At 62.7% G+C, this 12,425-nt stretch carries 12 protein-coding genes; 9 read left to right on the plus strand and 3 right to left on the minus strand.

Translation table 11 applies throughout. The features are described 5' to 3' along the window. The first annotated feature begins 94 nt into the window (after positions 1-94). The 5 genes from ACT6VE_RS20600 (at position 95) to iolB (ending at position 6,790) form a co-directional block, all read left to right on the plus strand. On the plus strand, positions 95-952 hold the full coding sequence (locus ACT6VE_RS20600; RefSeq protein WP_444800307.1) for a MurR/RpiR family transcriptional regulator: 858 nt from the start codon (positions 95-97) through the stop codon (positions 950-952). A 120-nt stretch (positions 953-1,072) separates the two neighbouring features. Next, positions 1,073-2,995, plus strand: coding sequence for a bifunctional 5-dehydro-2-deoxygluconokinase/5-dehydro-2-deoxyphosphogluconate aldolase (locus ACT6VE_RS20605; RefSeq protein ID WP_444800308.1), 1,923 nt, complete (start codon positions 1,073-1,075; stop codon positions 2,993-2,995). Between the two features lie 74 nt (positions 2,996-3,069). Continuing rightward, on the plus strand, positions 3,070-4,920 hold the full coding sequence (gene iolD, locus ACT6VE_RS20610; protein WP_444800309.1) for a 3D-(3,5/4)-trihydroxycyclohexane-1,2-dione acylhydrolase (decyclizing): 1,851 nt from the start codon (positions 3,070-3,072) through the stop codon (positions 4,918-4,920). Between the two features lie 122 nt (positions 4,921-5,042). Next, the gene (iolE, locus tag ACT6VE_RS20615) at positions 5,043-5,960 is read left to right on the plus strand and encodes a myo-inosose-2 dehydratase (RefSeq protein ID WP_444800310.1); all 918 of its coding nucleotides are present in this window, start codon (positions 5,043-5,045) and stop codon (positions 5,958-5,960) included. Positions 5,961-5,995: 35 nt separating this feature from the next. Continuing rightward, positions 5,996-6,790, plus strand: a complete 795-nt coding sequence (iolB, locus tag ACT6VE_RS20620) for a 5-deoxy-glucuronate isomerase (RefSeq protein ID WP_444800311.1) — start codon at positions 5,996-5,998, stop codon at positions 6,788-6,790. 206 nt (positions 6,791-6,996) lie between these two features. Here the strand turns inward: iolB and ACT6VE_RS20625 are convergent, their stop codons facing one another. Both ACT6VE_RS20625 and ACT6VE_RS20630 read right to left on the minus strand, forming a co-directional pair. Continuing rightward, positions 6,997-8,025, minus strand: coding sequence for an extracellular catalytic domain type 1 short-chain-length polyhydroxyalkanoate depolymerase (locus ACT6VE_RS20625; RefSeq protein WP_444800312.1), 1,029 nt, complete (start codon positions 8,023-8,025; stop codon positions 6,997-6,999). A gap of 37 nt (positions 8,026-8,062) precedes the next feature. After that, a complete protein-coding gene (locus ACT6VE_RS20630; RefSeq protein ID WP_444800313.1) occupies positions 8,063-8,254 on the minus strand; it encodes a hypothetical protein in 192 nt (63 codons plus the stop codon). Between ACT6VE_RS20630 and ACT6VE_RS20635 the strand changes: the two genes are divergently transcribed. The 4 genes from ACT6VE_RS20635 to ACT6VE_RS20650 all read left to right on the plus strand — a co-directional run bounded on the left by ACT6VE_RS20635 (position 8,253) and on the right by ACT6VE_RS20650 (position 11,707). Then, positions 8,253-9,476, plus strand: a complete 1,224-nt coding sequence (locus tag ACT6VE_RS20635; RefSeq protein WP_444800314.1) for an acyl-CoA dehydrogenase — start codon at positions 8,253-8,255, stop codon at positions 9,474-9,476. The genes ACT6VE_RS20630 and ACT6VE_RS20635 overlap by 2 nt on opposite strands. A 120-nt stretch (positions 9,477-9,596) precedes the next feature. After that, the gene (locus ACT6VE_RS20640; RefSeq protein WP_444800315.1) at positions 9,597-9,953 is read left to right on the plus strand and encodes a hypothetical protein; all 357 of its coding nucleotides are present in this window, start codon (positions 9,597-9,599) and stop codon (positions 9,951-9,953) included. Between the two features lie 95 nt (positions 9,954-10,048). Further along, positions 10,049-10,477 carry a PilZ domain-containing protein gene (locus ACT6VE_RS20645; RefSeq protein WP_444800316.1) on the plus strand — a complete coding sequence of 143 codons (429 nt, stop codon included), beginning with the start codon at positions 10,049-10,051 and terminating at the stop codon, positions 10,475-10,477. Positions 10,478-10,594: 117 nt separating this feature from the next. Next, positions 10,595-11,707, plus strand: a complete 1,113-nt coding sequence (locus ACT6VE_RS20650; protein WP_444800317.1) for a pyridoxal phosphate-dependent aminotransferase — start codon at positions 10,595-10,597, stop codon at positions 11,705-11,707. A gap of 104 nt (positions 11,708-11,811) precedes the next feature. Here ACT6VE_RS20650 and ACT6VE_RS20655 read toward each other — a convergent pair whose 3' ends face one another. Further along, positions 11,812-12,081, minus strand: a complete 270-nt coding sequence (locus tag ACT6VE_RS20655; RefSeq protein WP_444800318.1) for an SEL1-like repeat protein — start codon at positions 12,079-12,081, stop codon at positions 11,812-11,814. Positions 12,082-12,425: the final 344 nt, after the last annotated feature.

A 12,425-nucleotide genomic window follows, 5' to 3' on the forward strand; every position in this document is an offset into this window, starting at 1 on the left:
GCGGGAAAGATTTGGAACGAAAACTATCTTTTCTGGCAATATGGAATATTTATTTCATTCGTAGCAGAATGGCCGCACGAGGAGGACTTGATCCATGAACGACACCGAAGCGGCCCTGGCACGTGTACCGCGCGATTTCGACAGCCTGCGCAGCGTGATCATCGAGCGCAAGGCGACCATGCCGAAGCGACTGGCGCAGGTGGCGGCCTACGCGCTTTCCAACCCGGACGAAATGGCGTTTGGCACCGCGGCAAGCATCGCAACGGCGGCGGATGTGCAGCCCTCCACCCTGGTGCGGCTGGCCCATCACCTTGGCTATGAAGGCTTTTCAGACCTCCAGAACGTTTTTCGCGCCCGCCTGCGCGACCGTACATTGTCTTACGAAGAGCGCCTTCTCACCCTGGAAGCGGGACCGGCCGTCAACACTGATACGGAACTTCTCTCCGGCTTCCTGACGGCGGCAAGCCAGTCCGTTGCGCGGCTCGCCAGCACCATCGACGGCGAGACCTTTTCGAAATCCGTCGATCTACTCGCCCGCGCGGAAACCATCTATCTCGTCGCCAAGCGCCGTTCCTATCCGCTGACCGCCCATATCGCCTATGCCTTCGGCAAGCTCGCCATCCGCCACCAGATCATCGCCTCGCCGAATGGCATCGACCCCGAAATGACGCAGTTTGCGACAAACAAGGATGCGGTCATCGCGGCGAGCTTTGCGCCCTACGCCGCCGAAAGTCTGACGCAGGCGCAGGCACTTGCGGCACGCGGCGTGCCGATCGTTGCGATCACCGACTCGGTTTTCTCGCCGCTCGCCGCCTCCGCGACATACTGGTTCGAAGTCTCGGAAGCCGACTATGCCGGCTTCCGCTCGCTTTCCGCCTCCATGGCGCTTGCGATGGCGCTGCCCGTTGCAATTGCCGAAAAGCGACGCAGCCTGCGGCGCTCAACCAAATGAAATGCTGCGGAATAGAAACGGAATGAATATTCCGAATTGACAGAATAATGGAATTCATGTTTCATTTTCTCGACGTACCGCCGCAGTGAGATGGCGGCGCCGCAAGACCGGGAGGAAGACATGCCGCACACGGAACAAGACAGGACGCTCGACGTCATCACGATCGGCCGCTCGTCCGTCGACCTCTACGGCCAGCAGCTCGGCACGCGGCTCGAAGACACCGCCTCCTTCGCCAAATCCGTCGGTGGCTGCCCGGCCAACATCGCGATCGGCACCGCCCGCCTCGGTCTGAAGTCGGCGCTCATCACCCGTGTCGGCGACGAGCAGATGGGCCGTTTCATCCGCGAGCAATCCGCCCGCGAAGGCGTCAATGTCGAGGGCATCAAGACTGACAAGGACCGCCTGACGGCGCTGGTGTTGCTCGCCATCGAATCCGAAGGCGTCTCGCCGATGATTTTCGTGCGCACCGACTGTGCCGACATGGCGCTCGACGAGGGCGACGTGGACGAGGCCTTCGTGCGCTCATCCCGCGCCGTGCTGGTCTCCGGCACGCATTTTTCGCGACCCAACACCGAGGCCGCGCAGCGCAAGGCGATCCGCATCGCCAAGGAAAACGGCGGCAAGGTCATCTTCGACATCGACTACCGCCCGAACCTCTGGGGCCTTGCCGGCCATGCCGAGGGCTTCGAGCGCTATGTGAAGTCCGACCGTGTCTCCGCCATCATGAAATCCGTCCTGCCGGATTGCGATCTCATCGTCGGCACGGAAGAGGAGATCATGATCGCGTCCGGCGCCGATGACGTGCTTTCCTCGCTGAAGGCGATCCGTGTCCTCTCCTCCGCCACCATCGTGCTGAAGCGCGGCGCCATGGGCTGCATCGTCTATGACGGCCCGATCTCCGACGATCTGGAAGACGGCATTATCGGCCAGGGCTTCCCGATCGAAGTCTATAATGTGCTGGGTGCCGGCGATGCCTTCATGTCGGGCCTCCTGCGAGGCTGGCTGCGTGGCGAGGACCATGCGACCTCGGCGACCTGGGCCAATGCCTGCGGCGCCTTCGCCGTCTCCCGCCTGCTCTGCTCGCCGGAATATCCGAGCTGGGACGAGCTGGAGTTCTTCCTGAAGAACGGCAGCAAACACCGCGCGCTACGCAAGGACGAGGCGATCAATCACATCCATTGGGCGACCAACCGCAAGCAGGCCGACATTCCGCTTCTGATGGCGCTCGCCTGCGATCACCGTATGCAGCTCGTCGACGTCGCCGACGAACTGAAGGTACCGCACGAAAAGATTTCCGAGTTCAAGCGCCTGACCGTCAAGGCCGCCGCCCGTGTCGCCGATGGCCGGCCGGGTTACGGCATGCTGATCGACGAGCGTTTCGGCCGCGACGCCTTCTTCGATGCCGCCGCCCAGAATTTCTCCTGGCTCGGCCGCCCGGTCGAACTGCCGGGCTCCAAGCCGCTGCGCTTCGAGTTCAGCCAGGACATCGGCTCGCAGCTCGTGGAATGGCCGCTCGACCATTGCATCAAGTGCCTGTGCTTCTATCATCCGGACGATCCGGCAGCGCTCAAGAAGGAGCAGCAGGAAAAGCTGCGCACCCTGTTTGAGGCGGCGCGCCGGGTTGGCCGTGAACTGTTGGTCGAGATCATCGCCGGCAAGAACGGGCCGCTCAAGGATGATACGGTCTCGACGGCGCTTCAGGAACTCTACGATCTCGGCATCAAGCCGGACTGGTGGAAGCTGGAGCCGCAGGCATCGAGCGGGGCATGGGAAAACATCGAGGCGGTGATCGCCAAAAATGACGCCTATTGCCGTGGTATCGTGCTGCTCGGCCTGGAGGCGCCGACGGAGGAACTGGTCAAGGCGTTCGAGGCAACGAAGGTCGCACCGGCCGTCAAAGGCTTTGCCGTCGGCCGTACGATCTTTGTCGATGCCGCCCGCGCCTGGATGGCCGGCAAGATGGACGACGAGGCAGCGATATCGGACATGGCCGGCCGCTTCCGCGAACTGACCGACGCCTGGCTGCGCACGCGCGGTCTCTAAAGCAATCCCAGGAAAAGTATGGGCGGTTTTCCGCCCGGGATTGCGGCAAATGAAGAGAATTTGGGAGGAATACCATGGGCAAGACGATCCGGCTGACGATGGCGCAGGCCGTCACGCATTTCCTGAAGGCACAGATGACGGTCGTCGACGGCAAGAAACAGCCGATCTTCGCCGGCGTCTGGGGTATTTTCGGCCACGGCAACGTCGCGGGCATGGGGGAAGCGCTTTACCAGGTGCGCAATGACCTGCCGACGCTGCGCGCCCATAACGAACAGGGCATGGCGCATGCCGCCGTCGCCTTCGCCAAGGCGAGCTTTCGCCAGCGCTTCATGGCCTGCACGACCTCGATCGGCCCCGGCGCGCTGAACATGATCACCGCCGCAGGTGTGGCGCATGTCAACCGCCTGCCCGTCCTCTTCCTGCCCGGCGACGTCTTTGCCAACCGCATTCCCGACCCGGTTCTCCAGCAGATCGAGAACTTTGGCGATGGCACAGTCTCGGTGAACGACGCCTTCCGCTGCGTGTCGCGCTATTTCGATCGCATCACGCGGCCAGAACAGATCATCCCCGCCCTGAAGCGCACCATGCAGGTGCTGACCGATCCGGTCGATTGCGGCCCGGTGACGCTGTCGCTCTGCCAGGACGTCCAGGCCGAAGCCTACGACTACCCGGCAAGCCTGTTCGACGAGAAGGTCTGGACGCATCGCCGTCCGCGGCCGGACACGGAGGAGCTTGCGGCGGCCATCGCGACATTGCGCAAGGCGCAAAAGCCGCTGATCATCGCCGGCGGCGGCGTGCTCTATTCGCAGGCGACGGCGGAACTCAAGGCCTTTGCCGGCATGCATGGCATTCCGGTCGCCGTCACCCAGGCCGGCAAGTCGGCGCTGCCGGACGATCACCCGCTCTGCATGGGCTCGGTCGGCGTCACCGGCACCTCGGCCGCCAATGCCTTTGCCGAGGAAGCGGACGTCATCCTCGCCGTCGGCACCCGCATGCAGGACTTCACCACCGGCTCCTGGGCGCTGTTCAAGAATGACAGCGTCAGGATGATCGGCCTCAACACCGTGGCCTTCGACGCCGCGAAGCGCGACAGCCAGCCGCTCGTCGCCGATGCGCGCGAGGGCCTGACGCTGCTGTCGGAAGCGCTCGGCGGCTGGAAGGCGCCTGCTTCGTTTACGGAATCTGCCAAGCCCCGCAAGGAAGCCTGGATGGCAGCGGCCAATCGTGCGACCGCTCCGACCAATGCGGACCTGCCCTCCGATGCGCAGGTCATCGGCGCGGTGCAGCGCACGATCGGCGGCGAGAATTCGGTGATGGTCTGCGCCGCCGGCGGTCTGCCGGGCGAGCTGCACAAGCTATGGCAGGCTCACAAGCCGGGCGGCTACCACATGGAATACGGTTTTTCCTGCATGGGCTACGAGATTGCCGGCGGCCTTGGCGTGAAGCTGGCACGGCCGGAGGCCGATGTCGTTGTCATGGTCGGCGACGGCTCCTACATGATGATGAATTCCGAGCTCTCGACTTCGATCATGCTCGGCCAGAAGCTGACGATCGTCGTGCTGGATAACCGCGGCTACGGTTGCATCAACCGCCTGCAGATGGGCACCGGCGGCGCGAACTTCAACAACCTGCTCAAGGACTCGATGATCGAGATGATGCCGGATATCGACTTCCGGGCGCATGCCGAAAGCATGGGCGCGGTCGCCGTGAAGGTCTCTTCGATTGCCGATCTAGAAACGGCCATTCAGAACAGCAAGGGCAATGATCGCACATCGGTGATCGTCATCGACACCGACCCGCTGATCACCACCAAGGAGGGTGGCCACTGGTGGGATGTGGCAGTGCCGGAAGTGAGCCCGCGTGAAGAGGTCAACAAGGCGCGCGAAGCCTATGTGAAGGCGCTTGAGGCCCAGCGGATCGGTTAGAATAGATAACGTCCTTCTCCTCCCCTCCGTCATCCTCGGGCTTGACCCGAGGATGACGGAGGAACGGGTAGAGACAAGAACAGTGACAAGGGAGGCCGTAGCCTCCCGCCAAGGAGACGATAATGAAAGCCAAACTCGGCATGTCGCCCATCGCCTGGTGGAACGACGATCTTCCGGAACTCAGCGACGACGTATCCCTCGAAGAATGCCTGCGCCAGTCGCGCGGTGCCGGTTTTATCGGTATGGAGAAGGGCCGTCGCTTCCCGGAAGATCCCGCGGTGATGCTGCCCATCCTGCGCGCCGCCGACGTGACGCTGTGCGGCGGCTGGTTTTCCGGCACGCTGGTCGACGAGGAACTCGCCGCCAACAAGGACCGCATCGCGCCGATGATCGAGCTGTTCAAGGCGGTCAACGCGCCTTGCATCGTCTATGGCGAAGTCGGCCGCTCCATCCAGGGCGATCGCTCCAAGCCGCTCGCCACCAAGCCGCGCCTGTCGGACGATGAGATGAAGGCCTATGGCCGCCGCCTCACACAATTCGGTGAATGGTGCGCCGAACAGGGCATGCCGCTGTCCTATCACCACCACATGGCCGCCGTCGTCGAGACCGAACCGGAACTCGACGCCTTCATGCGCAATTCCGGCGAAGGCATTCCGCTCTTGCTCGATGCCGGGCACCTCGCCTTTGCCGGCGGCGATGTCCTGCGCGCCATCGACAACCATCACGCCCGCATCAACCACGTCCATGTCAAGGACATCCGCCAGTCGGTGGTCGATGGGCTCGATCGCAGCCGGCAGTCCTTCCTCGACGCGGTGGCGCTTGGCGCCTTCACCGTGCCGGGCGATGGCTCGCTCGATTTCGGCGCCATCGTAAAGCGCTTCGCGGATTATGGTTATGAAGGCTGGTTCGTCGTCGAGGCCGAACAGGACCCGCGCAAGGCACCGCCGCAGAAGATGGCCGAAGTCGGCTATGCGGAACTGATGCGCGTCATGACCGCCGCGGGTTATACCGTGGAGACGGAAGGCTTTCCGAAAGGATAAGCCTCAACCGTATGCCGAATGAAAGGACCAAGCCCATGCCGAAACTTCTCGTAAAGCCGGACGGCGCGCACGGTCGCGTCAGCCACGTCACGCCGGAAAGCGCCGGCTGGACCTATGTGGGGTTCGACGTGCACCGCATGAAGCCCGGCGAAATTCTCGCCGCGGAAACGGGAACCCGCGAGGTCTGCCTCGTCTGGATTTCCGGCAAGGGCAAGGCAACGGGGGCAGGCCAGGATTTCGGCGTTCTTGGCGAACGCATGAGCCCGTTCGAGGGTGCGCCGCATGCGCTTTATATACCGGCCGATTCCAACTGGTCGGTGACGGCGGAGACCGATCTGGAACTCGCCGTCTGCTCGGCACCGGGCGGCGGCGGCTACCAGGCCAAGGAAATTCCACCCGGCACGCACCCCAAGCTCAGCCGCGGCAAGGGTTCGAACGTCCGCCACGTCTACAATATCATGCCGGAAAACGACAATTCGGCCCATTCTCTGCTCGTCGTGGAGGTCATCACGCCGAGCGGCAACACTTCGTCCTACCCGTCGCACAAACACGACCAGGACGACCTGCCAAACGAGAGCTTTCTCGAAGAAACCTACTACCACCGCCTCAACCCGCCGCAGGGTTTTGCCTTCCAGCGCGTCTATACGGACGACCGCTCGCTCGACGAGGCCATGGCGGTGGAGGACCGCGACGTGACGCTGGTGCCGAAGGGCTATCACCCCTGCGCCACCATTCACGGCTATGATCTCTATTATCTCAACGTCATGGCCGGCCCGAAGCGGGTTTGGAAGTTCCACAACGCCAAGGAGCATGAATGGCTGCTGGCCTGAGCAGGGACTTCAGGGTGCCGCGAGCCGCCCGCATGCAACCACCCCACTGAAGTCATCCTCGGCCCTGAGCCGAGGATCCAGGCGGCGGGTGAGGTGTGGATGGTCGGGTCAGGCCCGACCATGACGGAGGAAAGGCCGACGGCTTTTTCGGATAGGCGTGCGCGGACTTTTCGGCAAGCCCGAGCGGGTTATCGGCGTGCCGGCCGCTACCGCTTCCACTTCCGTGTCAGTCCCCATTCCTTGGCGATTTCCAGCGTCGAGGAAAAACCTGCTTCCAGCATGAATGGCTCCACGGAGGCGGCATAGCCGCCGCCTTCACCGCGCAGAACCGGCGTGCCGTGGCCCATGCCGTCGATCTCGTGCAAGATGACGAGCGCCCTGCCCTCCTTGTCCGGCCAGATGCGCGTGCGCCGACCCTTCATGCGCTTTTCCACGAAGGCCTCTTTTGGCAGCCGATAGAGGTCGCGCCATTGCTCGGCGAGGGCAACGCCGTTCGATAGCGAAACGGTCTCGTCCGCCGTGCCGTGCCAGATCGAGATTGCGGGTTTGCGGGCAATGCGCGGGGAGACGGTGCGGATGAGATCGCTCCACTCGTCGGCGGTCCGCTCCGGCGCCGCCGCCATGGCATCGAAGGCGCGGCTCGCATCGCGCGCGGCGCCGAACGGCAGGCCGGCGATGATGGCGCCACCGGCAAAGAGGTCCGGATAGTTGGCGAGCATGGCGGCCGTCATTGCCCCACCGGCAGAAAGGCCGGTGATGAAGATGCGTTGCGGATCGCTTGCCACCCTTTCAGCCGTATGCGCCACCATCTGGCGGATCGACATCAGCTCGCCGCGGTCGCGTGTCACCTCGCTTGGACGAAACCAGGTGAAACAGAGCCGCGGATTGTTGGTCTCGCGCTGCTGGGCATAGACGACCGCAAAGCCGCGCTCTTGCGCGAGCGAGGCCCAGCCGGCGGCGCGGTCGTAGCTTTCCGCATCCTGCTGGCAGCCATGCAGCACCAGCACCAGCGGGCGACCGGCAGGCAGGCCTTCGGGGACATGCTCGAACATGCGCAGGCCGCCCGGATTGCTGCCGAACCCGACGACTTCGTGGAGAGGCGAAGAGCCCGCCGGCCGGCGCCGAACGGCGGGCGCCTTGCGCTCGGGATCACGGGAAAACGGCCAGAAGAGGTCGCCCAGGGGGGCATCGGTCGGCAGAAGCCGTTCGACCGATCGCTTGAAACGGTCGCGCATGCTTGGCCTCCTTGTGGGGGAATTGCTCATTGTCAGGTTACTTGCTCACACGGAGCGGCAGGATCAAGGCAAAAATGCTGAAATCGGCCAAAAGCTCATTCTCCAGGCTCATGAGGGCATTCATAAATAGCCAAAGCGTCGGCCTGCCCTTTTCGTTCCAGCCCTTTCGGAGACGGAGCGGCTGATGTAGCACTTCTGCAACGACAAAACGCGACAGGAGGGAATCCATGAGCGAGCACCACAGCGCCACCCCGGAACAGGCGCGCGCCAAGATGGCGCCTTTCGACTGGGCCGATCCCTTTCTCCTGGAAGACCAGCTGACCGAAGAAGAGCGCATGATCCGCGATACGGCGCGTGCCTATTGCCAGGACAAGCTCGCCACCCGCGTCACCGAAGCGAACCGCCACGAGATCTTCCACCGTGAGATCATGACCGAGATGGGCGAACTCGGCCTGCTCGGCCCGACCGTGCCGGAAGAATATGGCGGCGTCGGCGCCAATTACGTTTCCTACGGCCTCGTCGCCCGCGAAGTCGAGCGCGTCGATTCCGGCTACCGCTCGGCGATGTCCGTGCAGTCCTCGCTCGTCATGCACCCGATCTTCGCTTTCGGCACCGAAGAGACCCGCAAGAAGTACCTGCCCAAGCTCGCCTCCGGTGAGTGGGTCGGCTGCTTCGGCCTGACCGAGCCGGACCATGGCTCGGACCCCTCCTCCATGATCACCCGCGCCAAGAAGGTCGATGGCGGCTATCTCATCTCGGGCGCCAAGAACTGGATCACCAATTCGCCGATCGCCGATGTCGCGGTCGTCTGGGCGAAATCCGATGCGCATGACAACAAGATCAAGGGTTTTGTGCTTGAACGCGGCATGAAGGGTTTCGAGACACCGAAGATCGAGGGCAAGTTCTCGCTGCGCGCCTCCGTCACCGGCATGATCATGATGCAGGACGTCTTCGTTCCCGATGAAAACCTGCTGCCGGAAGTGTCCGGCCTTGCCGGCCCGTTCGGCTGCCTCAACCGCGCCCGCTACGGCATCGCCTGGGGCGCCATGGGGGCTGCCGAATTCTGCTGGCACGCCGCCCGCCAGTACACGCTCGACCGCAAGCAGTTCGGCAAGCCGCTTGCCGCCACCCAGCTCATCCAGAAGAAGCTCGCCGACATGGAGACCGAGATTTCGCTCGGCCTGCAGGGCGCACTGCGCCTCGGCCGCCTGTTCGACGAACATCGCGCGCCGGCCGAACTGATCTCGCTGATGAAGCGCAACAACTGCGGCAAGGCGCTCGACATTGCCCGTGTGGCGCGCGACATGCACGGCGGCAACGGCGTTTCCGACGAATACGGCGTCATCCGCCACGTCATGAACCTCGAAGCGGTCAACACCTACGAGGGCACGCATGACATCCATGCGCTGATCCTCGGCCGCGCGCAGACCGGCCTTCAGGCTTTCCAGTAAGCCAGGCTTGTCCTTACACACATTCGGCGGCCGCTCGTTCAAATGCGAGCGGCCGTTTTCACGTTTTGTCCATCCCGTTTCGATACAGTTCAAACCCAACACCAGAAGCGGGAGGGCACCATGCCCCTCGACGGCATCCACGAACAGCTTCACCTGCGCCACCCCAAGCGCAGCTTCGTCCAGTATCGCATCGACAGGCCCGGCTTCATCACGCCGATCGGCCATCATCTCAGCACGGCGATGCGCTACACCTGCCTCATCCGTAGCATTTCGAGCGCTGGCGCGGTGCTCTCCATCAACAAGACGCTGACTCTGCCGGAAAGCTTCTACCTGGAAATCCACGGCATCCGCGACGAGATCCCCTGCACGGAGTTCAAGCGCGACGGCGACGAGCTGGTGGTGCGCTTCAACATGTTCCTCGATACGGATTTCCTCAACCATGTGCTCGGCCGCGAGACCGAAACGCACGGCAATTAAATTTTTAAGTATTTGTTTCAACGAAACAAAATACTCACCTGCAAAACTCCCCCTCATCTCTACTGGACATGACGTCCCCATCGGGAGAATGGGCAATGGCTATTGGTGCAGACAAGCGATCTAGCAGCGGACTTTACGAACGCAAGTGGGAGCGCTTCACCGTCAACCGGCAGGGCATGCTGATGAGCGTCGGCCTGGACCTGGCAGCGCCCAAGATGCGCAGCTGCAAGCTGGTCGACATCTCGGTCGGGGGCGCAAGCTTCACTGTCACCACGACGATCGGCCTGCCGTTCCACTACTACCTTTCCATCGTCGGGGTAACCTCGCGCATCGGCTGTGCGGAAGTCTACCGCAACGACAACCGCATCGGCGTGCAGTTCATCAAGGAAATCGACGAGGAACTGCTGCACACGATCGTGCGCTCCGAGTACTTTACCGGTGGCATCGCCGCCAAGCCGAAGAAGGAAGAGCGGCGCTACATGGTCGGTGTGGAAAAGAGCGGCCGCAGCTCCGCCACCACCTGAGCATTTCTCCTTTGCGCTTTATTGGTTAGGGTGCCCCCGGAAGACTGATTCCGGCGGGCGCCTTTCGGCGTTCGGCCGGCGGCTTCCAGACCGATCCATCGATCTTCAGGCGTTTTCATGTCCGCATTCTCCCGCTTCACCGCCCTCGCCCAGACCCTGCCCACCACCGTTCCCTTCGTCGGGCCGGAAGCCATAGAGCGCAACCGCGGCCTTGCCGCAAAGGCCCGCATCGGCGCGAACGAGAGCGGTTTCGGCCCCGCCCCCTCCGTGCTGGAGGCGATGCACGCGGCTGCCGCGACGACCTGGATGTATAGCGATCCGGAGAATTTCGAACTGCGCGAAGCCCTCGCCCTGCATCACGGCGTTTCACGCGACAACATCGCGATCGGCGGCGGCATCGACGGGCTGCTGGGCGAGATCGCGCGCTTGATCATCGAGCCCGGCACGCCGGTCGTCACCTCGCTCGGCGGGTATCCCACCTTCAACTATCATGTGAATGGTTTTGGCGGACGGCTCGTCACCGTGCCCTATGCCGGCGACAGGGAACATCTGGAAGGCCTGCTGGAGGCCGTGCGCCAGGAAAATGCGCCACTCGTCTATTTTGCCAACCCGGATAATCCGATGGGAAGCTGGTGGGACGCCGACAGCGTCGTGTCCTTCGCGCGGGCGCTACCGGAAACGACGCTGCTCATTCTCGACGAAGCTTATGGGGAGACGGCACCGGCAGGCACGATCCCGTCGATCGATGCGCTGATCGGCCAGCCGAACATTTTGCGCATGCGCACCTTCTCGAAGGCCTACGGCCTTGCCGGCGCGCGGATCGGCTATGCGATCGGCACGCTCGGCAATGCGCAGGCCTTCGACAAGATCCGAAATCATTTCGGCATGGCCAGGGTTTCGGTTCAGGCGGCACTCGCCGCGCTGAAGGACCAGGCCTATCTTTCGGACGTCATCGCCCGCATTGCCGCATCCCGGGAGCGCATCTCCCGGCTCGCGCATGCCAACGGCTTGTCTCCACTCGCCTCCGCCACCAATTTCGTCACCATCGATTGCGGCCGGGACGGCACCCACGCCAAGGCCATTGTCGACGGGTTGATGGAACATGGCGTCTTCATCCGCATGCCGGGTATCGCCCCCCTCAACCGATGCATCCGCATCAGCGTCGGGCCGGATAACGATATGGCGTTGCTCGAGGAAGCTTTGCCGCGGGTCTTGAAGCAGCTGGCTTGAGCGATCGAGCATCTTGAGGTCAGCGGGGCGGATCCGGTTCTTGCGCCGTTTATCGCCCTGATGTCCGTGATGCTTTTCTGATCGCCGGCGCCAGCCGGCATTTCTCAGTGGATCGTCATCCACTCGCGGGCGGCGCGCAGCGCCAGAGCGAGGTCGGTCTTGGTCATCGTCGCCGCAAGGTCGGCGCGCAGTTCAGCGGCGCGATCACAACCCTTGATGGCGGCGATATTGAGCCACTTGTGGGCCTGCACCACGTCGATGTCGCAGCCTCTGCCCGTCGCATACATGAGGCCCATGTCGCAGAAGGTTTCGGCGCGGTTCTCGCCGCCCGTCATGGCGGCTGTTTCGGTATTCTGAAAATCAAAGCGTGCCATTGCGTTTTGTCCCTGTCTGACTGGTTTACTGCTTTAGTGCCCTGTTTTACCTGCCCTTTCGGGCCTCTCCCGGCGCCTGCCATCTTCTGTGGCATGGTCTTCCGTGAGAGTTTTTCCGGCCGGTTTTTCCGTGCTCGTCTTATGGCTCCACTATGCCGCGGGCCTTTCAAAATGCGCTTAAAATGCATGATTAACTGGAGGCAAACAAAATCCAAACGCTTGGTAAAATTGGGTTTTCGTTAAACATCGGACCCGCTGGAAACGAGCGGATTTGCTTCAAAATTTACGAATTGTTCAACCGGCGATTTCAACCCTTCGGTAACCACGCAAAACGGTCCGGTTTT

The sequence above is a fragment of the Shinella sp. genome (assembly GCF_052438155.1).
GTDB lineage: Bacteria > Pseudomonadota > Alphaproteobacteria > Rhizobiales > Rhizobiaceae > Shinella.